The sequence below is a fragment of the Candidatus Parcubacteria bacterium genome, from assembly GCA_023131895.1.
GTDB lineage: Bacteria > Patescibacteriota > Minisyncoccia > Minisyncoccales > JAGMDC01 > JAGLYZ01.
This window is the reverse complement of record JAGLYZ010000002.1, coordinates 38,084-59,283: the sequence shown is the minus strand read 5'-3', so window position 1 is coordinate 59,283 and position 21,200 is coordinate 38,084. Positions and strand designations below refer to the sequence as shown.

Annotated in this window: 24 protein-coding genes; 15 read left to right on the top strand and 9 right to left on the bottom strand. The window is 32.6% G+C overall.

The window, feature by feature from the left end; translation table 11 throughout:
• Positions 1-14 precede the first annotated feature (14 nt).
• The 8 genes from greA (at position 15) to KAT95_00955 (ending at position 5,740) form a co-directional block, all read left to right on the top strand.
• Positions 15-467 (top strand): transcription elongation factor GreA, encoded by a 453-nt coding sequence (gene greA, locus KAT95_00990; protein MCK4520429.1) that lies wholly within the window; start codon positions 15-17, stop codon positions 465-467.
• Positions 468-639: 172 nt separating this feature from the next.
• Positions 640-1,671, top strand: coding sequence for a DUF4325 domain-containing protein (locus tag KAT95_00985; protein MCK4520428.1), 1,032 nt, complete (start codon positions 640-642; stop codon positions 1,669-1,671).
• 4 nt (positions 1,672-1,675) lie between these two features.
• Complete coding sequence (locus KAT95_00980; protein MCK4520427.1) at positions 1,676-2,221, top strand: hypothetical protein; 546 nt, start codon at positions 1,676-1,678, stop codon at positions 2,219-2,221.
• Positions 2,222-2,230: 9 nt separating this feature from the next.
• Positions 2,231-2,452, top strand: a complete 222-nt coding sequence (locus tag KAT95_00975) for a DUF167 domain-containing protein (protein ID MCK4520426.1) — start codon at positions 2,231-2,233, stop codon at positions 2,450-2,452.
• Positions 2,453-2,461: 9 nt separating this feature from the next.
• Positions 2,462-3,313 carry a restriction endonuclease gene (locus KAT95_00970; GenBank protein MCK4520425.1) on the top strand — a complete coding sequence of 284 codons (852 nt, stop codon included), beginning with the start codon at positions 2,462-2,464 and terminating at the stop codon, positions 3,311-3,313.
• 2 nt (positions 3,314-3,315) lie between these two features.
• Positions 3,316-4,335, top strand: a complete 1,020-nt coding sequence (locus KAT95_00965; GenBank protein MCK4520424.1) for a nucleotidyltransferase domain-containing protein — start codon at positions 3,316-3,318, stop codon at positions 4,333-4,335.
• Positions 4,336-4,340: 5 nt separating this feature from the next.
• A complete protein-coding gene (gene xseA, locus KAT95_00960; protein MCK4520423.1) occupies positions 4,341-5,468 on the top strand; it encodes an exodeoxyribonuclease VII large subunit in 1,128 nt (375 codons plus the stop codon).
• 47 nt (positions 5,469-5,515) lie between these two features.
• On the top strand, positions 5,516-5,740 hold the full coding sequence (locus KAT95_00955) for an exodeoxyribonuclease VII small subunit (GenBank protein MCK4520422.1): 225 nt from the start codon (positions 5,516-5,518) through the stop codon (positions 5,738-5,740).
• A gap of 55 nt (positions 5,741-5,795) precedes the next feature.
• On the opposite strand, the gene KAT95_00950 is transcribed toward KAT95_00955, so the two are convergent.
• From KAT95_00950 to KAT95_00910, 9 genes are all read right to left on the bottom strand, one after another.
• On the bottom strand, positions 5,796-6,122 hold the full coding sequence (locus KAT95_00950) for an RNA-binding protein (protein ID MCK4520421.1): 327 nt from the start codon (positions 6,120-6,122) through the stop codon (positions 5,796-5,798).
• 149 nt (positions 6,123-6,271) lie between these two features.
• Positions 6,272-6,844: a hypothetical protein gene (locus KAT95_00945; protein ID MCK4520420.1), complete on the bottom strand. Its 573-nt coding sequence runs from the start codon at positions 6,842-6,844 to the stop codon at positions 6,272-6,274.
• 7 nt (positions 6,845-6,851) lie between these two features.
• Complete coding sequence (locus KAT95_00940; GenBank protein MCK4520419.1) at positions 6,852-7,520, bottom strand: hypothetical protein; 669 nt, start codon at positions 7,518-7,520, stop codon at positions 6,852-6,854.
• 1 nt (position 7,521) lies between these two features.
• The gene (gene amrA / locus KAT95_00935) at positions 7,522-8,088 is read right to left on the bottom strand and encodes an AmmeMemoRadiSam system protein A (GenBank protein ID MCK4520418.1); all 567 of its coding nucleotides are present in this window, start codon (positions 8,086-8,088) and stop codon (positions 7,522-7,524) included.
• An 87-nt stretch (positions 8,089-8,175) separates the two neighbouring features.
• Positions 8,176-8,373, bottom strand: a complete 198-nt coding sequence (locus tag KAT95_00930) for a hypothetical protein (protein ID MCK4520417.1) — start codon at positions 8,371-8,373, stop codon at positions 8,176-8,178.
• Between the two features lie 167 nt (positions 8,374-8,540).
• Positions 8,541-9,152 carry a hypothetical protein gene (locus tag KAT95_00925; protein ID MCK4520416.1) on the bottom strand — a complete coding sequence of 204 codons (612 nt, stop codon included), beginning with the start codon at positions 9,150-9,152 and terminating at the stop codon, positions 8,541-8,543.
• A gap of 15 nt (positions 9,153-9,167) precedes the next feature.
• The gene (gene amrS / locus KAT95_00920; GenBank protein ID MCK4520415.1) at positions 9,168-10,235 is read right to left on the bottom strand and encodes an AmmeMemoRadiSam system radical SAM enzyme; all 1,068 of its coding nucleotides are present in this window, start codon (positions 10,233-10,235) and stop codon (positions 9,168-9,170) included.
• A 63-nt stretch (positions 10,236-10,298) separates the two neighbouring features.
• Positions 10,299-10,904 carry a hypothetical protein gene (locus tag KAT95_00915; protein ID MCK4520414.1) on the bottom strand — a complete coding sequence of 202 codons (606 nt, stop codon included), beginning with the start codon at positions 10,902-10,904 and terminating at the stop codon, positions 10,299-10,301.
• A gap of 123 nt (positions 10,905-11,027) precedes the next feature.
• Positions 11,028-11,960: a transcription initiation factor IIB gene (locus KAT95_00910; protein MCK4520413.1), complete on the bottom strand. Its 933-nt coding sequence runs from the start codon at positions 11,958-11,960 to the stop codon at positions 11,028-11,030.
• Positions 11,961-12,037: 77 nt separating this feature from the next.
• On the opposite strand from KAT95_00910, the gene thpR reads away from it, so the two are divergent.
• The 7 genes from thpR to KAT95_00875 all read left to right on the top strand — a co-directional run bounded on the left by thpR (position 12,038) and on the right by KAT95_00875 (position 21,094).
• Positions 12,038-12,601, top strand: coding sequence for an RNA 2',3'-cyclic phosphodiesterase (gene thpR / locus KAT95_00905; protein MCK4520412.1), 564 nt, complete (start codon positions 12,038-12,040; stop codon positions 12,599-12,601).
• A complete protein-coding gene (gene murC / locus KAT95_00900) occupies positions 12,598-13,977 on the top strand; it encodes a UDP-N-acetylmuramate--L-alanine ligase (protein ID MCK4520411.1) in 1,380 nt (459 codons plus the stop codon). Before thpR ends, murC begins: the two co-directional genes overlap by 4 nt.
• A 316-nt stretch (positions 13,978-14,293) precedes the next feature.
• A complete protein-coding gene (locus tag KAT95_00895) occupies positions 14,294-16,027 on the top strand; it encodes an ABC transporter ATP-binding protein (GenBank protein MCK4520410.1) in 1,734 nt (577 codons plus the stop codon).
• Between the two features lie 55 nt (positions 16,028-16,082).
• A complete protein-coding gene (gene aspS / locus KAT95_00890; GenBank protein MCK4520409.1) occupies positions 16,083-17,540 on the top strand; it encodes an aspartate--tRNA ligase in 1,458 nt (485 codons plus the stop codon).
• 5 nt (positions 17,541-17,545) lie between these two features.
• Entirely contained in the window at positions 17,546-18,556 is a 1,011-nt protein-coding gene (locus KAT95_00885; protein ID MCK4520408.1) for a D-alanyl-D-alanine carboxypeptidase, read from the top strand.
• Positions 18,537-19,598, top strand: a complete 1,062-nt coding sequence (locus tag KAT95_00880; GenBank protein MCK4520407.1) for a hypothetical protein — start codon at positions 18,537-18,539, stop codon at positions 19,596-19,598. The genes KAT95_00885 and KAT95_00880 overlap by 20 nt, the downstream gene beginning before the upstream one ends.
• Before the next feature lie 35 nt (positions 19,599-19,633).
• Positions 19,634-21,094 carry a hypothetical protein gene (locus tag KAT95_00875; protein MCK4520406.1) on the top strand — a complete coding sequence of 487 codons (1,461 nt, stop codon included), beginning with the start codon at positions 19,634-19,636 and terminating at the stop codon, positions 21,092-21,094.
• Positions 21,095-21,200 lie beyond the last annotated feature (106 nt).

Below are 21,200 nucleotides of genomic sequence, written 5' to 3'. Positions count from 1 at the left end.
AATAAAGAAAAAATATGACAAAATATTTAACACAGGAAGGTTTGAAGAAAATAAAAAAAGAGCTGGAGTACCTAGAGAAAGTTATAAGAAAAGAGGTTTCAGAGGATCTAAAACATACTTCTTCTCAGGGCGATTTGAAAGAAAATGCTGGATATCATATAGCTAAAGAAAAACAGGGATTTGTTGAGGGAAAAATAAAAGAGTTAAGAGAAATTATTGCCCAAGCTAAAGTGATAGAAAAGAAAGAAAATGGTAGAAGCCAAATAGGTTCTTTTGTTTCTTTAAAATTAGAAGGAAGAAAAGAAAAATTCCAGATTGTCGAGACAGAAGAAGTAGATATTTTAAAAGGTAAAATCTCATTTAATTCTCCTTTAGGTGGAGCTCTTTTAGGTAAAAAGAAAGGAGATATTATTGAAGTTGATGCTCCTCAAGGCAAGAAAAAATACAAGGTGATTGACATCGGATAGATTGGTGTGTGTTAGATATTGAGTGCCTAACAGGCCCTATCGCCAAGAAAGCAGTTTTCTGGTAGAATTGAAATATGGATTATGGAGCAACTAAAATTGTATACAACTTGTTGACAACTTTGAATTTTGGGGATACAATAAAGTTGTCAACTGACAAGAAAGTTAAAAAAATATGGATATAAAAGCATTAATATTAAAACACCTAAAAAAGAATAAGAAAGTTAAGGTTGCTGATGTAGTTAAAGCAACTGGGTTTTCGCGCGCCTATATCAATAGATCCTTTAGGGAATTAGTAAATCAGGAAAAAATTGCTTTAATTGGAAAAGCAAATCAGGCTCACTATATTGAAGCAAGAAAGAGTGTTGTCCGAAAAACAAAAAGAGAAATTTTAAGTATTAAGCGGATCCTTAAAAACAAAAATCTTTCTGAATCTGACATTTTAGATCAAATAAAGGAAGATTGCGGGATATTTTTGGATTTACCAAAAAATATCGTTTCTATTTTGGATTACGCTTTTACTGAGATGTTAAACAATGCTATTGAACACTCTAATTCAAAAGAAATAGTTGTTATAATGGAAAAAGATAAATTTAGCGTCAATTTTGAAGTGATTGATTTTGGAATAGGTATTTTTAATAATTTGATGGAAAAAAGAGGATTAAAAAACGAATTAGAAGCAATTCAGGACCTTTTAAAAGGAAAACAAACCACTGTCCCTAAAGAACATACAGGCGAGGGCATTTTTTTTACTTCAAAAGTAGCTGATAAATTAATTATTAATAGTTCAACCAAAAAATTAATTATTGACAACCAGCTCAATGATATTTTTATTAAAGACATAAAAGCAATTAAAGGGACAAAAGTACGATTTGAAATTGGCAAAAAAGCTATGCAAAATTTAAATGCTATATTTAAGAAATTTGCCGGAAATACATTTGAATTTAGTAAAACCGAAGTGACGGTTGACCTTTATCAGATGAATAATGTTTTTATTTCGCGTTCTCAAGCACGAAGAGTTCTTAGCGGATTGGACAAATTTAGAACAATAATTATTGATTTTAAGAATATTAATACCATTGGTCAATCCTTTGCTGATGAAGTTTTTAGAGTTTGGCAAAGTCATCATCTAGAGATCGATATTAGGTATAAAAACGCTAATGAAAATGTGCTATTTATGATTAAACGAGCACAGATTAAGAATTAAAATTATGGAAAATCAAGAAAAAAGAATTTTTCTAATCGGAATTTTAGGGGGAATAATGGGAGTGCTTTTGGTTTTTGGAGGAATTTTTTTGTTTTTTGTTTCAATGGAAAAATTTCACACCATTCAAATTAATTGTCTGCCTGAAAAATCAGTTGAGTCAAAAAACATTAGCTGCGAGATTTTAGAAGTTGAGGAAATGGGAAATATCTTAAAAGCAGCAGAAATAGCGTCTCCTCCTGTTAATGAAGAGGAATTAAAAAGAATAAAGGATTTGGAAACAGAGGGAAAGTTCGTGAAAGTAAAAATAAAAGCATTGAACAAAAGAAAAGATTCAATTAACCTTTCAACCGTTTATTTTATTGATGTAGAAGGAAGAAAATTTACTTCTTCCTATAAAGCCAATTACTGGCTATCGGAAGAAGAGAAGTTTAGCGGAAGCATTCTTCCTGATACGGGAAAAGAGTTTGCCAAAATTTTTGAAGTTTCAGAAAATTCTGATTTGGCTAAGTTAAAGATAAAATTTTATCGCCAAACAAGAATATTTGATTAACCCGGAAAAATGTTGATTAAGGTTAAAGTTTTTCCAAATTCAAAAAAGAAAGAGATAATTAAAAAATCAGAAGATAGTTTTGAGATTAAGGTTAAGGCGAAGCCAGTAAAGGGTTTAGCAAATAGAGCAGTAAGAGATGCTTTGGCTTCATATTTTAATATTTCACACTCAAAGATAAAATTGGTTAAAGGGTTTGAACAACGAAATAAAATTTTTGAAGTTAATCAATAATCTATTTTTATGGAAAAATCTATTTATGTAATTAATTTCAGAGGGGAAAGAAAGCCGTTTTCTTTAAGGAAAGTTTATCGGAGCGCCAGGAAAGCGGGCGCTTCAAAGAAATTGGCCCGAGAGATTAGCCAAGTTATTCAAATGGAAGCCTATCCTGGCATCAAAACATCAGAGATTTTTAAAAGAATAAAAGAACTTTTAAATCGAGAGTCTCTTAAATTAGGAATAAAATTTTCTTTGAAAGAAGGAATGAAAAAATTGGGGCCCAGCGGTTTTCCCTTTGAGAAATTTATTGGAGAAATTTTCTTCAGACAAGGATATAAGGTTAGATTAAATCAATATCTTCAGGGCGATTGCTTGAAATATGAAATCGATTTTTTGGCCAAAAAAGGAAATCTGGTTTATGTCGGCGAGTGTAAGTTTAGATCTTTATTAGAAGAAGGACGTATTCATTCAGAAACCGCTTTGGCTTATCGGGCTAAGACTTTAGATATAAGAAAAGGAAATGTATTTGAAAGAAAAGAGCTTAATGGCTTTAATGTAAGGCCTATTTTGGTTACTAATGCTAAATTTACCAAAGCAGCGGCTGAATATTCAAGATGCGCAGGGATTGAGCTTCTGGGCTGGAAATGCCCTAAATCAGGAGGTCTGGAATATATAATTGATAAAAACGGTTTTTATCCTATAACTATTTTGCCTTCTTTAAAGGAAGGCTTGGCTGAGGTTTTTATTAAAAGAAAGGTGATTTTAGCAAAAGATGTTCTAAAAATTAATCCTCGGAAATTCTCAAAGCAAACAGGAATTTCGGAAAAAAACTTAAATTCTTTAATAAAAGAAGCTAAAATTTTATTTGAAGTATAATTATGGAAGAGCAACAAAGAATTCAAAGGTTTTTACAGGAATTTTCTAAAAAATTAGCAGAGAGATTTAAGGAAGATTTGGATTTTATTTTGCTGTTTGGCAGTGCGGCAAGAGGGGAATGGAAAAGAGGAATAAGCGATGTAGATTTGATAATTCAGGTTAAAAGGCCGGAATTAGTGAAAGAGGTAAAAGAATATACAGACAAGATATTTTGGAGATTAGATGAGAAATATGATACAAAACTCAAAGAATCCTGCTCTGTTGGTGATAAAAAAGATGAAGTTAAAAAGGTTTTAGCCAAGACCAAACTTTATGTGCCCTATGAAGTTTTCGGACCAACAGACATAGATTGGGTAGAAGGCAAAATAAAGAGAAAGGATTTATTATTGGGAGCAATACTAGTGGCTTCCCAATCTATGCTCTTTAAGAAAATGAAATACGAGGGCAGGATTTTATGGGGAAGGGATATAAGAAAAACAATTCGGGCTAAAGCAAACTGGTGGGAGAAATTCAAAGCCATTTTAATACCATACTATATCGCTCTTTCTTCTGTTTTAGGAGCTTTGTTTGTTCCAAAAATTTGTTTGAAAATGGCTGATAAAGCAGCTATTTATTCTATAGAATCTGTTTTGTTCTTTTTAGATAAACCAATTGGAGGGGGCATAAAAAAAGCTACAGAAAAAATAAAAAAAGAAATAAAGAGAAAAGTTAGATATAAGCATAGTCTCTTAGGAACCATGGAAATTGATTTAGTATTAAATTTTGATTATCAAAAATTATTGAATTTTAATTTTGCAAAAGAAGCTATAAAACTTAAATATAATTGGGTAGAGCAATCCAGAAAATTTAGCAGATGGGAAACCTTGAAATTTTGTTGCCGGTCTTTGCTTTTCGTAAATGCTATGAACTGGTATGCTATATTCAAAGCAGATAGACATCGTATAACCTTAAAACTGTTATTTGTTTTTCGCACAATTTTATTGTTTTTAATAATCTGGTTATATTTTCATTATTTCGGATAATTTTTATGGAGTATAGCAAAGACAAAATTTTTTCTGTTTCTGAATACATTGATATTCTTAATACAGAATTAAAAAAATATAGAGCAAAAATTATAGGAGAAGTAAGCGAGATTAGTTTTGGACCAACAGGCCATGTCTATTTTTCTTTAAAAGACGAAAAAGATGGAAGTATAATAAAATGCATAATTTGGAAATCTATATATAGTATTTATGGCATTAAATTAAAGATAGGGGATAAAATTATTGCTTTTGGCTCTCCAAGCATGCATCCGTTATATGGATTTTCTTTTATAGCGGAAACAATTGAATATGCAGGAGAGGGGACTTTAGAAAAAGAGTATAAGAGATTAAAGAAAAAACTAACCGAGCAAGGCGCTTTTGCTGAAATTAGAAAGCGGCCGATCCTAAAGTATCCGCAGAAAATCGGTGTGATTACCTCGCGCCAAGGTGCTGTTTTAGCGGATTTTTTAAATAATTTAGGAAAATTTGGCTTTAAAATTAAGATGATTGATTCTCGCGTTGAGGGCCAAGTGGCAGTAGCAGATCTTTTATCGTCAATAAGGACATTCGTAAAACAGGATATTGACGTTCTTGTTATAATTCGCGGCGGAGGATCATTAGAGTCAATGATGGCATTTAATAATGAATTGTTAGTTATGGAAATAGTTAATTTCCCGGTTCCAGTAGTTCTTGGAATAGGGCACCATAAAAATGAACCGCTTGCTGCTTTAGCGGCAGATGTTTCAGTTTCTACTCCTACTGCTGCTGCGAATCTTCTTAATGAATCATGGAAGCATGCTATGCTTTTATTAGAAAAGCATGAAAGAGACACTATCGGCTTCTATGGAAATGTTTTGGAAAATGTTAATATTAGCATAAAGAACTCGTGGGAAAAATCCGTATTTGGATTTAAATCATTATTGTCAACAATCAGCCAGCGACTTGAACATTCTGTTAAAATCATTGAGCTTAATAATCCGGAGCGCCAGCTTCGTCTTGGTTACAGCATCGCCAGCCATTATGGAAAGATAATTAAGCGAGTAGATGACGCTAAAATAGGAGAAAACATAGATTTAAGAGTGATAGATGGAAAAATTATTTCAGAAGTTAAAAATATTCACCCTGTTAAATAATCGCTTTTGCGAATTTAATATGGTAAATAAAAATAACAAAAATAAAAATGACTAAAGAAAAGCTAGATGCTAAAAATTTAAACAATAATCTAAAAAATTTATCTGAAATTGCTGATTGGTTTGACAGCCAAAAGGAGATTGACATTGAGCAAGGGTTGAAAAAAGTAAAAGAGGCAATAGCGCTTATTAGGGCGAGCAAAGAGCGGCTTAAAGAGATTGAAAATGAATTTGAGGAAATAAAAAAAGAAGCGGATATTGAAGAAAACAATTAAAAACAGCTGCTTGAATCCAAGCAGCTGTTTTTTTTGCTTTAAATGACGGTTGTTTTTACCAACGGTCACTGCGGTTGTCTTTTCTAGAATCCCGATCGCCGCCACGGTTGAAATCTCTCCTTTGAGGACGAGCCTCCATAGGACGAGCTTCATTTACAGTGAGAGTGCGACCATCAAGTTCTTTTCCATTCAACATTTCCATTGCTTTTTGAGCATCTTCTTCAGAAGCCATCTCCACAAAGCCAAATCCTTTTGAACGGCCAGAAACCTTATCAATGATAATAGTTGCTGACTCAACAGTTCCGGCTTTAGAAAAAGCATCTTTTAACCCATCTTCGGTAGTATCGTAAGACAAACCGCCAATATATAATTTTTTGTTCATCTGTTTCCTTATATGAATATATGAATTTATTTATGTAAGACGACCTTTTCTCATTTTAATTTTTTTTCCTAAATATTCGTATAAGGAAAGAAAAAATTTATTGAGATAACTTACATCTAAATTGAATTATAAACTATTATAATAAAAAGTCAATCTGTGGACTGTATCCTACGGACATATTCACTTGTTTCAGTGTTTATTTCTATTATATCGTTTTCTTTGATAAATAAAGGAGTATTTATTCTTGCTTTGGTTTCTAAGACAACATTTTTTAATCCTGGTTGTGAGCGGTTGCCTTGGACTCCTGGCGGCGCCTCAATTACTTTTAAATTCAGTTTTATCGGCAAAGAGATATTAATAACTTTATCTTGAAACAATATGGCATCAACTATTAAATTTTGTTTTAAAAATTTACTGCTTGCTCCAATATTTTTTTCCAGCAGAGAAAACCTAAATGAAGGATCATTTGCTTTTGAAAAGAAAAATTGGCTACGATGAAAATACAAAAATTTTGCTTTAAATTTTTTAATCTCTGCTTCTTCAAAGCTATCGGAAGGATGAAATGTTTTTGAAACAACAGCTCCAGTAATTAGATTTTTTATTTTTACCTGCAGAACAGAATGGCCTCTTCCTTTAAATAGGCGGGAGGCCTCTAAAATTTCATACGGCTGCTTATCTATAATAATTGTTATCCCTTTGTCTAATTCTTTAAAATCAAGCATAGATAGATTACTTTACGATTTTCCACTCAATTTTTGATTCTTTGTCAGCAAATTCCAGCCATTGGCCGTTTTTGTCAATAACATACCATTTTCTTTTTGCCTTTGACCAAACCATTGGATCGTTTCTATAAAACGGTTTTTTAACAATCTCTTTTGGTTTTAACCTGTCTAATTCCAGCCATTTTTTAAAAACTGTTTCAATAGCATAATCCAGGTTTCTGGATTTTGCCCATTCAGCAACCGTAGACATGGCTTTTTTTGCTTTTTCTATTGAGCCAGCAAGTTCCAAAAGCTGTTTAGCCGGTTTGGTAAACCTGGAATAAACTATTTTTCTCTTTTTAGCATCTCTTTTTAAGTTTTCCAAACTCAAACCTTTTGTTTGAAAATAATAAGTAACAATCTGGCGGACAGCAGTTTCTTGTTTTAACTTCTCGTAATATTTAATCTTTCCCTTTTTCAGATATTCTTCAATTTTATCAGCAATGCTTTTTCCCACGCCTTGGATTTCCTTCAAGCCCTTAATGCCTCTTTCCTTATAAACATCAGCAATATCTTTCTCTAAATTGTCCAGAGTTAAAGCGGCTTTATGGTAAGCTCTTGGCTTAAAAGACACTCCTTTTATTTTCAACAATTCTTCTATTTCGTATAATATTTTAGCGATTTTTTTATTAGTCATGCTATTGCTCAAATTTATCTACTGTAAATTTGTAAATTATTATTTTTTCTGTTTCTGGATTTATGTTTCCTTTTTGGCAGGCAATAGAAATTTGTTTTTCTGAAGTATCCACGCCGTCTAATCCTGGTAAAAGTAATCCTGATTTATAATGAGCTCTTGGCGCAGGTTCAAAGATAACATCAGAGCCAGAAGAAAAGGACTGCGATTTTACAAGGATGCCGTATTTTTTCGGATCTAATTCATTTATGCTCTTGATTGGTTCTGGCTTGTTTAAAACATATACAGTATAAGAAAGCTCTGAAAGTTCTTCTTTCTGGATAGGGGAGAAGCGATAATCCTCAGTTGCAGCGGCAATGGCATTGTGAATCACTTCTTTAGCAATATTGTTTTTAGTTGGCAAATAAGTGCCAATACATCCTCGCAATTCATCTTTTTCCTCAATAGTAACAAAAACTCCAGCTTTTTTTGTGAAAAACTCTTTAATCAGATTTTCAGGAGCAGAAATAATCCTTGCTTCTTTAATATATATTTCCACCGCATTTTTGGCAAGTAAACTATATTGGTTCATAAAAAGTGTATTAAATGCCTATAAATTCTTGCCTCTGGTTTTATTCTACAATGATTTTAGTAAATAAAAAAGAGGAGTGATGTCTCCTCATAAGATTTCGTTTTGGTGATATTGGTGATACACAAATAAATGAATAATAGAAGGAACAATCATAACTGCCGTAGCTGCTATACAAAGATAGGGGTAAATTCCTGCTTTATCATCTAAAAAGATTGTTCCGATTACTCCTATTATTAAAAGTATCATTCCAACTACCAAACCCATTGTCCAATATTCTCTATCCATGTCCATTTTTTTATTTCACCTCCTAAATATTTTGTAAAACAGCTATAAAAAGATATACGATGCCCGAAGGAGGAATAATCCTCCGGCCTCTACCTGGTTGGGCAGCGTGCGCTTACACCATCGAGCGATATAAGGATAGCAATTTTTGTTATCTTTGTCAAACAAAATTAACCCAATTTGAAATTTACAACAAGATAGCCGACGCCGAATGGGTATTCATAAGAAAGAATTTCCGGCTGCCAAGCTTGCCCTGAGGCATCTAAAATTCCTAAAATAAAAGAAAAAGAGCGAAGACCGCATTCGCCGGCCTCTGGATACATTTCGTCTAGCTTTAAAAAGTTTTCAAGAGCTTTATTCTTTAAATATTCAATCAATGCTTTATCAAATTTAGGTCCGTCAGGATTCAAGCCATAAGGGCCGTCCTTTTTTAAGCAATGAGACATATCACCAGAGGCGATCAGGGCATATTTTTTTTCTTTTTCTAGTTTATTATAAAACTCTTTTCCTTGTTGATAATAAAAATCAGGAGTTTTGTCAGGAATAAATAATTGCCTGCTTGGAATATTTTGTTTAGGGTTTAAAAAATGAAGAGGAACATTAAAACCCCAATCAGGATGGGGAGAGGAAATAATAATAGTACTAGGATTAGATTCCTTTAATTTCTTTCCTAAAAACTTCAAATTTTCAATTGTTTTTTTAACTTTTTCTCTATCCTCTGATGAGCCAACTTCTGGCAAAAGTAGGGGAGGATGAGGAGAAAAGCAGGCAAAGGTAATCATAAAAATTTCTAAATTTTAATTTAAAATTAAATCTAATTCTCCTCTACATTTTGAGCATTTTCCATTTTTGTCAAAACGTTTTATGGCATAGCCGAGCCGCTCAATTGCCAAAGTTCCGCATTTTGGGCAATAAGTGTTTTCGCTTTCTAATCCCGGTACATTGCCAGTATAAACATACTTCAACCCAGCCCTTTTACCAATTTCATAAGCCATTTTTAATGTTTTAACCGGTGTATCAGGCAAGTGCTGCAATTTCCAGGAAATTGCTCCGGAAAATTGAGAAATATGCCAGGGCGTTTCAGCGTCTAATTCGTTTTTGATAAAATTAGCAATATTTTCAAACATTTCTTTAGAATCAGTTAAACTAGGAATTACTAAAGTAGTCACTTCCAGCCAGATTTTTTTCTTTTTTATGCGTTCTAAGGTATCTAAAACTGGCTGAACACGGCCGCCGCAGTATTTAATATAAAAATCGTCAGAAAAACCCTTCAAATCAATATTGGCAGCATCTAAAAAAGGAGAAATCATTTCGAATAATTCTTTTGACCAAAATCCATTGCTTATCCATATATTTTTTATTCCTTGTTCTTTGGCCAATTTCATTGTATTTAAGGCATATTCAGAAAAAATAGTGGGGGAGGTATATGTATAAGCAATAGAGGGCAAGTTATTCTCTTTGGCGATTTTAACAATTTCTCTTGGCGACAAATCTTCTCCTAAAATTGGTTTGTTTGGTTTTGGACCTTGGGATATATCCCAATTTTGGCAATTAGCACATCTAAAATTACATCCTACCGTAGCTATAGATAGTGATTGAGTGCCTGGTAAAAAATGAAATAAAGGTTTTTTCTCAATAGGGTCAATATTACAGGCAATTGCTTTGCCATAATTCAGGGCATAAAGTTTTCCATTAATATTTTCTCGGACACCGCAAATCCCTCGCTTTCCTTCTTCAATAACACAATAATGAGCGCAATTCTGGCATTTCACCCTGTTAAATTGCTTCGCACCACGACTTGTCGGGGATTTAACAGGGTAAACTCTTTTGTCCGCAAGTTTTTTGTATAATATTGCTTCTTTCATTATATTTTAATTTTATCACTTTTTAGATAAATAAAAAGAGGCTCGCATAAGCGAACCGAATTTTTAAAAGACCTTTACTATTATCCCCATTCTTTCTTCCATTATTCTCCGGAATTTTTCGAGTTGACTTTTTGTCTCTATTTTCGCGATTTGATTTAAAACCTCGTCTTTGTCGATTTCTGGTAATAATTTCTCGTTTTCTATTCTCTCTGTCAAAACTTCTATTTTTGGTTTTATACTAATCATCTCAAAAGTATTTTGGCAGTTCCTGAAAAACTTTTCAAAATAGTCATCTACATTTATTCCGAATTCATTTTTCAGATTTATCCTGACGCCTTTCATATTTCTTATATAAGAAATAGTGGTATTCAGTATTTTTTTCACTTTTCTTTCTATGTTTTTGTTGTTGCCAATAATCAGGTCAATTTTTTCTATCATCGCCAAATCTACCAATTCTTCCAATAATTCAATCAAAGTTTCTTCGCGGTGTTTGCTTATGTTAAATTTCTTTATTGTTTTCTCTAATTCTTCTTTTCTTGTAGATAATGCGTTTCTTAGTTTATATCTTATAAATCGATAGTACTGGGGACGATCCATTAAATATACTATACCTTCCTCGTAGAATCTCAATCTTTCTACTATTTCTTTTCTCTTTTCAAAGTCTACCATTTTTTTTACCTCTTTTCCGCCTTTTTAGAAAAGGACTATATTTACATATTACAACAAAAGAATAGCTTCGTCAAAAAAAATAAGGGAAATTAATCCCTATTCTTACTTTTGTCCAGAATATTGTCACAGGAATGTATCTATTTCCTCTATCGCTAATTCTTTTGACATTTCTTTGTATCTATTTCTTATTGTGACCTCGGTCACACCCGTAACATTCGATAACTCTTTTTGTGTACGATGCTTACCACTTATCATCGCAGCGATATAAATAGCAGCTCCTGCTATTCCTATAGGTCCTCTTCCATTGGTTAGTTCCACTTCTTCTGCTTTTTTGATTATCTCTACTGCTTTTGATCTTATATCGTCTCCCAAATCAAGCAAGGAACAGAAACGCGGCACAAAATCAGCAGGAGAGGCAGGCGAAACTTTCAAGTCCAGTTCTCGTAAAAGGAAGCGATATGCCCGGCTTATCTCTTTCTGCCCGACTTTTGATATTTCTGTAATCTCATCCAATGTTCGCGGCACACTATACTGTCTGCAGCTAATATATAGGAGAGCAGAAGTTATTGCTTCTATGCTACGCCCACGGATTAGCCGCTTCTTCATCGCTTTGCGGTATAACATAGACGTTGTCTCCCTGATATTCACCGGCAGTCTAAGCGCAGATGCCATCCGCTCAATCTCAGTTAGGGCGAAGATGAAACTCCTTTCGGTTGTATTCGCAACGTGAATTTGCCAGTCTCTCGGGCGATAGAGTCCCGGTATTTTATTTACAGATGTACTCGTACTCAATCCTTTATCATAAATTCTGTAAGTCATTGGCGCGCCAGTCCTCTCCCGTTTGGACTTCTGTTCTAAATCAAAAGCACGCCACTCAGGACCAAGGTCAACGATATTTTCTGTTATTACTAACCCGCAATCCTCGCAAAAAATTTCTGCTTTATCATAATTCCGTACCAGACCCTTAGAACCGCACTCAGGACATTTTTTTATTTGTTCAGCTTTTAATGGACAATCATTTTCTTCTTTATCTTCTTTTTCTTTCATTTTTCCCATTTCAAGTTTTTAAATAACTGTTAATCAATCTAATCAGTTTCTTGAGAAAAAGTCAATATTCTGCTATGCTAAAATTAATGAGGAAAAGAATTTTTATTGCTATAAATCTGCCTGAAGATATTAAAAGGAAACTTTCAGTTTATCAAGAAAAATGGCCAGATTTACCTATTAAATCGGTAAAGCCGGATAATCTTCATATTACTTTAGTTTTTATTGGTTCTATCCGCGATGAAGAACTGTTAGAAATTTGTAAAATTACAAAAGAAGCAGTTTCAGGAAATTCATCTTTTTCAATAAATTTGGATAGAATTTGCTACGCCCCTCCTAAAAAAATACCCCCAAGAATGGTCTGGGCAGAAGGACAAAAAGTAGAAGAATTAGCTAATCTAAAACAGGATTTGGAAAAATCTTTAATTCATACTGGAATAAATTTTATTTCAGAAAACAGGGAATTCAAGCCGCATATTACTTTAGGTAGAATTAAAGCTTGGGAATGGAGAAAAATGGAACCAGAAGAAAGACCGGAGATAGATGAGGAAATTTCTTTAAACTTTCTAGTAAATTCAATTGAAGTAATGGAAAGCGAATTAAAACGCGCAGGTCCTAAATATACTATATTAGAATCAATATCATTAAAATGAAAATTCATTTTATCGGAATTGGCGGAATTGGCGTTTCTGCTTTAGCTCAATATTGTTTAGCAAAAGGCGAGCAAGTTTCTGGCTCTGATTTAGCATCTTCTGAAATTACTAAATTACTGAAAAGAAAAGGGATTAAAATTATCATAGGTCAATACGCAAAAAATATAACCAAAAATCATGATTTAATTATTTATAGTCCGGCAGTAAAAGAAGATAATCCAGAATTAAAAGAAGCGAAAAATCTGGGCATTAAATGTTTGTCTTATCCAGAGGCATTAGGAGAATTAACAAAAAAGTATTCTACCATTGCCATAACTGGAACCCATGGCAAAAGCACAACCACAGCAATGGCTGCTTTGGTTTTAATAAAAGCCGGGTTTGACCCGACAGTAATTGTTGGAACAAAATTAAAAGAATTTGGGAATTCAAATTTTCGAATGGGCAAAAGCAAATACTTAATTATTGAGGCCTGCGAACATGAAGAATCATTTTTAAATTATTGGCCTAAGATTATTGTTATTACCAATATTGAAAAGGAGCATTTGGATTATTATAAAAACTTAAAGAATATCTTAAAAGCTTTTGACGAGTTTATATCACATTTGCCAAAAAATGGAGTATTAGTAATTAACAAAGATGATAAGAATATTGCTCAAATCTTGACATCCCAAGTCAAAAAATACACAGGTCAGACCTGTGTATTTTCATTAAATCAAAAAAAAGAAAAGGAGAAATTAAGAAAAATTCTGAAAATTCCAGGGGAGTATAATATTTATAATGCTTTAGCTGCTTTGACCATAGCTAGAGCTTTAAAAATTGCAGATAAAGTTAGCTATCAAGCATTGTCAGAATTTAAAGGAACATGGCGCCGTTTTGAGCTCACGCACGCGGAGTTACACAGAACTAAACGCGGAATTACGCAGAAAATAACAATTATATCTGATTACGCTCATCATCCAACAGAAGTAAAAGCAACTTTAAAAGCATGCAGGGAAAAGTTTTCCAAACAGAAAATTTGGTGTGTTTTTCAGCCGCATCAATATCAGCGAACTTATTATTTGTTTGATGATTTTGTTAAGGTTTTTAAAGAGGCATTGAATAAAGGCTGGATTGATAGATTGATTATTACCGACATTTATGATGTTGCCGGCAGAGAAGACAAGGCGATTAAAAGTAAAGTAGATTCGGAGAAATTAGTTAAAAAAATTAATAAAAACTTGAAAAAATATCCATATGGAGAAAAAGTCAAGTATGTCTCATCTATTAAAAAAGCAGAGAATTATTTGAAACAAAATCTAAAGAATAAAGAAATTCTAATCATAATGGGAGCAGGGGATATATATAAATTAAGTTATCCACAGATAGCTATTGTATAGTTGCTTTGTATAGTGATATAATATGATAATTCAATAAAGGTCGCGGCTTTTATTAATAATTTATTAATAATATGGAAATACTTACTTGGATAATTTTAATTCTTGTTGTAGTAGTAATCGCTGGAGTTGTTTTAATGAAAAAAAAGAAAGGAGAAAATCTGCCTCAAGGACCAACATCACAAGCGCCTCCAACTCCTGAAGTTTAGATTTGAATGTTTTGATTAAGAATCTTTAAAGCCCTTGTATGCCTTATTCAGGAACAGGGGCTTTATCTTTGGCATCTAATTTGATATAGTAAAAAATAATTCTAAAAAATATGGAAATTATACAGGAATTTAAAATCATTTGGGAATATTTAAGGAAATATAAAAAAGAGGTTAGAAGGCTCGCGGTTTTGGCTATTATCACTTCATCAATTACTGCAGTAATCCCTTATATTTATGGAAGGCTAGTTGATTTAGTATCAATACAGACAACAGAATTAAGTTTTATTTTCGCGCTTTTAGGAATTTGGCTTTTGATGAGTATTGTTACTGCTTTATTTAACAGGTTTGTAAGATTAAGAGGAAATTTTTTAGCGACTGATGCTTACAATAATTTAATGTGTGAGAGCTCTAATCATGTTATGGAGCTTCCATTAAAGTTTCATACAGAGAAAAAAATTGGAGCAATTTTTTCCAAGATTGAAAGAGCCGCAATGTATCTTCAAACAATTATAAGTAATGTTATTTTTTGGATTTTTCCAGAATTTTTAACTGTTTCTACAGGAATTTTAATTTTGTTTTTTATAGAATGGAAATTAGCAATAGGCATAATTTTTTTATGCTTGGGTTTTATTTTGATTACTCTTTATAAAACTACGCCGATTATTGAAAGCCAGAAAAAATTAAATAAGACCTCTGAAATGGTTTCAGGAAATCTTTACGATGCTTTTCTTAATATTCAAACAATTAAATCCTGCGCTGGGGAAAATTTCCAAAGGCAAAGAACAAATAAAGATTATAATCAAACATTAGGACCAGACTTTAAGGATTTTTTCAGGGCATGGAGTTCTTTGTCTCTTTGGCAGAATTTTTTCTTTTCTTTAGGTTTTATCTCTGTATTTGGATTTGCTCTCTTGCTTTTAAGAGAAAATTTAATTACCCCGGGAAAATTAGTAATGTGTTTGGGCTATTTAACTATTTTGCGCCATCCATTAATGAATTTAGCTTGGCTATGGCAAGATTTCAGAACAGGAATAACTACTATTAAAAGAGTAAGAAAATTATTAGAAATTAAGCCGGAAAATTATAATCCAGATGGTAAAATATTAGAGCAGGTTAAAGGAGAAATAAAATTCAAAGATGTTAGTTTTGGTTATAAAAGAAATCGTCTGATTTTAGCAGATATCAATCTTACTGCGCTAGCCGGTAAAAAAATCGCTATTGTTGGCGGAAGCGGCGAAGGAAAAACTACTTTAGTAGATTTAATTTCTCTTTATTTTATTCCTACACAGGGAAAAATTTTATTTGATGGTGTAGATACAAAAAAAATGAATCTCTCATTTTTGAGAAGTATTATTGCTTATGTTCCTCAAGAAATAATTTTATTTAATGATACTGTTAAAAATAATATTCTTTATGGAAAACCAAATGCCACGGATAAAGAAATTATAGAAGCAACAAAAGCTGCCAATGCCCATGGTTTCATTGAAACATTTCCTAAAAAATACGACCAAATTGTTGGAGAGCGGGGAATTAAGCTTTCTACTGGCCAAAAACAGCGACTGGCTATTGCTCGGGCCATAATTCGTGATCCTAAAATTTTGATTTTAGATGAAGCCACTTCTTCATTAGATATGGAATCAGAAAGATTAGTTCAGGGCGCATTGGAAAAATTGATTAAAAATCGAACAACTTTTATTATTGCCCATCGCTTGAGTACTGTCCGAAATGCTGACAAAATTTTGGTTTTGGAAAAAGGAAAAATTATTGAACAAGGAACTCATAAAGAACTTATAAGGAAAAAAGGCGCCTACTTTAAATTTTATTCGCTACAATTTAAAATTTAAGTTATAGCAAATCAAAGATTTGGTATATCAGACTAAAGTCTGTTATAATAAAAAAATGGAACGGATATTATCTGCTGAAACAACTGAATATCATAATAAGGAAGTTAAGCTTGCTGGTTGGATTAACTCGCGGAGAGACCACGGCAAGATTATTTTTATTGATTTAAGAGACAGCTCTGGCTTGATCCAGATGGTGTTTGGGCCAGAATTTGAAAAAAATACTGCAGCTCAAGAAATGAGGCCTGAATGGATAATTGAAATACAAGGAATAGTTAATAGAAGGCCAAAAGGAATGGTAAATCCTAAACTGGCTACCGGAAATATAGAAATAAAAGTAAAAAATTTAAAGATATTATCAAAGGCAAAAACCCTGCCTTTTTCTATTGAAGAATCTGGCTTTGAGATAAACGAAGAAAAACGGTTAAAATACCGTTATTTGGATTTAAGAAGAAAACGGTTGCAGAATAATTTGAAAATCCGCCAAAAGGTTATTCAGTTTATGAGAAACGCCTTAATAGAACAAGGATTTATTGAAATTGAGACGCCGATTTTAACAAAATCAACACCAGAAGGAGCCAGAGATTTTTTAGTGCCTTCGCGAAACCAATCAGGAAAATTTTATGCCTTGCCTCAAAGCCCACAGCAATATAAACAGCTTTTAATGGTGGCAGGCATTGAAAAATATTTTCAAATAGCTAGATGTTTAAGAGACGAAGATCCAAGAGGTGACAGACAGGCAGAACATACGCAATTAGACATTGAAATGTCTTTTACTTCTCAAGAAGAGATTTTGAATTTGATAGAAAAACTATATGTGTCTATAATAAAAAAGATATTTCCAGAAAAGAGAATTACAAAAATCCCTTTTCCAAGAATGACTTACAAAAAAGCAATGGAAAAGTATAAAACTGACAAGCCAGATATTAGAAGAAATAAAAAAGACCAAAATGAATTAGCATTCGCATTTATTACTGATTTTCCAATGTTTGAATGGCATGAAGATCCCGCCTCTGCCAAGGCTATGGCGGGCAAGTGGGGAGCCCAACATCATCCTTTTACCCTCCCAAATTTTGGTTCTCAAAATTTAGGCGGTCAAGCCAAACCTTTAAACGAATCCATTAAAGCAATGAAAAGACATCCAGAAAAGGTTTTAGCTTTTCAATATGATTTTGTTTTAAATGGTTATGAAATTGGCGGGGGAAGCGTTAGAACTACAGATTTAGAAATTTTAACTGCTGTTTTTGAAATTTTAGGCCACAAAAAAGCAGATATCAAAAAGAAGTTCAAAAACTATTTTGAGGCGTTCAGCTATGGAGTGCCGCCTCATGGAGGAATTGCTCCGGGAATTGACAGATTTTTAGCTATAGTTTTAAACGAACCGAATATAAGAGAAGTAATGGCTTTCCCAAAAACAGGGGACAATCGCGATTTAATGATGGACATTCCCGGCGATGTTACTGACGAACAATTAAAAGAACTACATATTAAAGTTGCAAAGAAAAAAATAAAATAATAAATATGAGGGGAATTAAAATCTTTTTCATTGTTTTTATAATCAGCTTGCCTTTTTGGTATGGAATAAATATTTTAGCAGAAAATTTAGAAAATGTTTTTTTCTTTGAAATCACTAAAAATAACCCTGAACTTTTTACTGCTCAAGTATATCAGCCAGATCAACTTTTCCCCAAGAAAATAAATAATTCTTTAGCAGAAACAGAATCAGAAAATTTAGAAATAAGCGCTAAATCAGCAATTTCAGTTTGGGTTGGTTCTCAAAAAAGGCAAAAAGTTCTTTTTCAAAAAAACGCTTCTGAAAAGCTGCCTATTGCTAGTTTGACTAAAATAATGACTGCTTTCATAACATTAAAAAACTATAGACCTGAACAGGAATTAATAATCACTAAAGAGGCTATTCAACAAGAAGAAGAAAAAGGCAATTTAAAACAAGGAGAGGTTCTTTCTGTAAAGAATCTTTTACACATTATTCTTATTGAGTCAAGTAATGACGCTGCATACGCTTTAGCTGAAGGAAAAATCGTCGGACAAGAAGAATGCATAGGAGAAGAAAAATTCGTGGAAATGATGAATCTCAAAGTAAAAGATTTAGACCTGGAAAGTACTCATTTTTTTAATCCCACTGGCGTAGACGAAGACAAGCCAGAGAATTTCTCAAAACATTATTCTACTAGCCAAGATCTGGCAAAGCTATCTAAATATATTTTAAACAATTATCCTGAAATTTTTGAGATAAGCTCTAAAACCTCATATGAGGTTTTTAACGTTGACGGTTCTCTTCACCATTTTATTCCAGCGAATACAAATGAACTTTTATCAGATTCTGAATGGCAGAGAAAAATTATTGGAAGCAAAACCGGCTGGACGCCTGAAGCCCAAGGTTGCCTTATTTTAGTTTTTAAAAAAGGACATGGTTATATGATAAATGTTATTTTGGGTTCAGAAGACAGATTTGAAGAAATGAAAAAATTAATAAACTGGGTAGAAAAAAATTATGACTTTATTTATTTTTAGTATAATCAAAATTTTTCTTATTTCATCTTTTACGGCAATTATTGCTATTGCTTTAGCGCCTTTGCTGATTAAATTTTTATACAAAATCAAATTCTGGAAAAAACAAGCGAGAACCAAAACTATTACTGGAGACAAAGCCGAAGTATTTTATTGTCTGCACAAGGACAGAGAAGTCACTGTGCCTAGGGCAGGAGGTTTGATAATTTGGTGTTCTGTTCTTATAGTTATTTTTCTATTTTATTTAATAAGTAAATTTTCAGATGTTTGGTGGTTAAAATCTTTAAATTTTTTGTCTCGTGGAGAAACCTGGCTGCCTTTGTTTACTTTAGTCACTGCATCTATAGTTGGACTATCCGATGATATTTTACAGGTTTTTGGCAAAGGAAGATATATTGCCGGCGGTATGGCTTTTAAAAGACGGATGCTAATGGTAATTATAATTGGAGTAATCGGCGCTTGGTGGTTCTATAGCAAGCTTGGCTGGGATTCTATGCATATTCCTTTAGTAGGCGATTTTTCTTTAGGTTGTTGGTATATTCTTTTATTTATTGTAACTATGCTTGCTTGTTGGAGCAGCGGGGTGGTTGACGGCATTGACGGCTTGGCTGGCGGAGTTTTCGCTTCTATTTTCGGCGCTTTTGCTATTATTGCTTTTTCCCAAGGAAAAATAGATTTAGCTGCTTTTTGTATTGCTATCACTGGGACTCTTTTTGCTTTTTTATGGTTTAATATCCCTCCAGCTAAATTTTATATGGGAGAAACAGGCATATTAGGACTAACCACTACATTAGCTGTAGTTGCTTTTTTAACTGATTCTTTAATTATCTTGCCTATAATTGGGGGCATATTAGTAATTGAAGTAAGTTCTGTTATATTACAGCTTTTATCCAAGAAATTTCGGAAAAAGAAAATTTGGCTCTGTACGCCGATCCATCATCACTTTGAAGCAAAGGGCTGGCCTCCTTATCAGGTGACAATGCGTTTCTGGATTATCGGAGTTGTCCTCGCCATAATCGGCACTGCCATCCGCTTACTGGGATAATTCTTCTTGACAAATTTTAAGATATAATAAAAAACATGAATAAGATTGATAGATTAAGGAAAAAATATCCGAGATTTGTTTACGAAAGTTATTCCTACAAAATCTTTAAAAATGATTTAAAGATTTTTTTTGATTTTAAAATCTCCCACTACGAGGACAGACCTCGCTCGATTTTCTTTAAACCGGAAATAATCATAAGAAATATTGATAAAAAACGATTAAATCAAATAGGGGACAAGGTATTAGATAATCTTGTTTTTCATTTGGGTTTAATGGAAATTCCCAGTTATTGGAAAGCGACTTGCTCACCGATAATTGAAATTAAAGCCGGCTATTTAAATAAGGACCAAATTAAATGGTGGAAAGATTTTATCCTTAATGGAATGGGACAATTTTTTTATGAAAACCAAATTGATTTTACAAAGCCTGATTTTATAAAAATATGTTGTCTAAGCGAAATAAACAAGAATCAAAGTAAACTCACGATCGTGAACTTACTTGAAGATAAGATTTTAATTCCAATGGGTGAAGGAAAGGATTCCATTATTACATTAGAATTACTTAAAAAATTTGAAAAATCTGGCAGGGACATAAAAAATCAAATAAATTGTTTTATTGTTAATCCGAAGAAGGGGCATTTTAAAATTTTGAAAATCGCTGGGGCGAAAAACCCTGTAATTGTAAGGCGAAAAGTAGACCTTGTTTTATCAAAGTTATATCAAAAAGGTTTTTTAAACGGTCATACTCCAATTACTGCATTAATTTCTAACTTAGCAGTTTTCGCGGCTGTTTTGTTTGGATATAAAAATATAGCAATGTCCTGTGAGAGAAGCGCTGATGAAGGCAATATAAAGTATCTTGGCAAAACGATCAATCATCAATGGTCTAAAACATTTGAATTTGAAAATAAATTTAGAAATTACTTAAAAAAATACTTAGTAAAAGATATAAATTATTTTAGTTTTTTGCGTCCTTTGTATGAAATCCAAATAGCAAAATTATTCTCTGAATTTCATGAATATTTTCCTGTATTTTTAAGCTGTAACGAAGCAAGAAAAACAAATTCCTGGACCAAAAAACCAACAGGCAAATGGTGCGGTAAGTGCTCAAAATGCTTGTTTGTTTTCTTAATTTTGTATCCTTTTATTAAAGAGGAAAAAGTTGTTGAAATTTTTAATAAAAACCTTTTTCAAGACCAGAAATTAATACCACTTATGAAAGAACTGGTAGGGGAGACCAAGTTCAAACCATTTGAATGCATAGGAACAAAAAAAGAATGTTTGATTGCTTTTTACCTTGCCCTCCGTAGCTTTAAGCAAAGGAGGGTTAATAAGAAATTGCCAGTGGTTTTGGATTATTTTGAGAAGAAAATTTTGCCGAAATACTCAAAATTGAAATTAGAAAATGACTCAAAAAAAATATTAAACTCATGGAATAAGCAAAACAGTTTGCCTAAAAAATTTGACAAAATTTTATTAAAAGGATATTATAAATAAAATAGTTCCTTTCAGTAAATAAAGGAGGTTTATAAAATGGACATACTAATAGGATATTTGATGGCAATATTTATCGCAGTAATAATAATGGAAGTGATGCTTGGAA

Excerpts from the sequence above, each read along its gene's own strand:
- greA (MCK4520429.1), top strand. The coding sequence starts at position 15 with ATGACAAAATATTTAACACAGGAAGGTTTGAAGAAAATAAAAAAAGAG.
- KAT95_00985 (MCK4520428.1), top strand. The coding sequence starts at position 640 with ATGGATATAAAAGCATTAATATTAAAACACCTAAAAAAGAATAAGAAA.
- KAT95_00980 (MCK4520427.1), top strand. The coding sequence starts at position 1,676 with ATGGAAAATCAAGAAAAAAGAATTTTTCTAATCGGAATTTTAGGGGGA.
- KAT95_00975 (MCK4520426.1), top strand. The coding sequence starts at position 2,231 with ATGTTGATTAAGGTTAAAGTTTTTCCAAATTCAAAAAAGAAAGAGATA.
- KAT95_00970 (MCK4520425.1), top strand. The coding sequence starts at position 2,462 with ATGGAAAAATCTATTTATGTAATTAATTTCAGAGGGGAAAGAAAGCCG.
- KAT95_00965 (MCK4520424.1), top strand. The coding sequence starts at position 3,316 with ATGGAAGAGCAACAAAGAATTCAAAGGTTTTTACAGGAATTTTCTAAA.
- xseA (MCK4520423.1), top strand. The coding sequence starts at position 4,341 with ATGGAGTATAGCAAAGACAAAATTTTTTCTGTTTCTGAATACATTGAT.
- KAT95_00955 (MCK4520422.1), top strand. The coding sequence starts at position 5,516 with ATGACTAAAGAAAAGCTAGATGCTAAAAATTTAAACAATAATCTAAAA.
- KAT95_00950 (MCK4520421.1), bottom strand. The coding sequence starts at position 6,122 with ATGAACAAAAAATTATATATTGGCGGTTTGTCTTACGATACTACCGAA.
- KAT95_00945 (MCK4520420.1), bottom strand. The coding sequence starts at position 6,844 with ATGCTTGATTTTAAAGAATTAGACAAAGGGATAACAATTATTATAGAT.
- KAT95_00940 (MCK4520419.1), bottom strand. The coding sequence starts at position 7,520 with ATGACTAATAAAAAAATCGCTAAAATATTATACGAAATAGAAGAATTG.
- amrA (MCK4520418.1), bottom strand. The coding sequence starts at position 8,088 with ATGAACCAATATAGTTTACTTGCCAAAAATGCGGTGGAAATATATATT.
- KAT95_00930 (MCK4520417.1), bottom strand. The coding sequence starts at position 8,373 with ATGGATAGAGAATATTGGACAATGGGTTTGGTAGTTGGAATGATACTT.
- KAT95_00925 (MCK4520416.1), bottom strand. The coding sequence starts at position 9,152 with ATGATTACCTTTGCCTGCTTTTCTCCTCATCCTCCCCTACTTTTGCCA.
- amrS (MCK4520415.1), bottom strand. The coding sequence starts at position 10,235 with ATGAAAGAAGCAATATTATACAAAAAACTTGCGGACAAAAGAGTTTAC.
- KAT95_00915 (MCK4520414.1), bottom strand. The coding sequence starts at position 10,904 with ATGGTAGACTTTGAAAAGAGAAAAGAAATAGTAGAAAGATTGAGATTC.
- KAT95_00910 (MCK4520413.1), bottom strand. The coding sequence starts at position 11,960 with ATGGGAAAAATGAAAGAAAAAGAAGATAAAGAAGAAAATGATTGTCCA.
- thpR (MCK4520412.1), top strand. The coding sequence starts at position 12,038 with ATGAGGAAAAGAATTTTTATTGCTATAAATCTGCCTGAAGATATTAAA.
- murC (MCK4520411.1), top strand. The coding sequence starts at position 12,598 with ATGAAAATTCATTTTATCGGAATTGGCGGAATTGGCGTTTCTGCTTTA.
- KAT95_00895 (MCK4520410.1), top strand. The coding sequence starts at position 14,294 with ATGGAAATTATACAGGAATTTAAAATCATTTGGGAATATTTAAGGAAA.
- aspS (MCK4520409.1), top strand. The coding sequence starts at position 16,083 with ATGGAACGGATATTATCTGCTGAAACAACTGAATATCATAATAAGGAA.
- KAT95_00885 (MCK4520408.1), top strand. The coding sequence starts at position 17,546 with ATGAGGGGAATTAAAATCTTTTTCATTGTTTTTATAATCAGCTTGCCT.
- KAT95_00880 (MCK4520407.1), top strand. The coding sequence starts at position 18,537 with ATGACTTTATTTATTTTTAGTATAATCAAAATTTTTCTTATTTCATCT.
- KAT95_00875 (MCK4520406.1), top strand. The coding sequence starts at position 19,634 with ATGAATAAGATTGATAGATTAAGGAAAAAATATCCGAGATTTGTTTAC.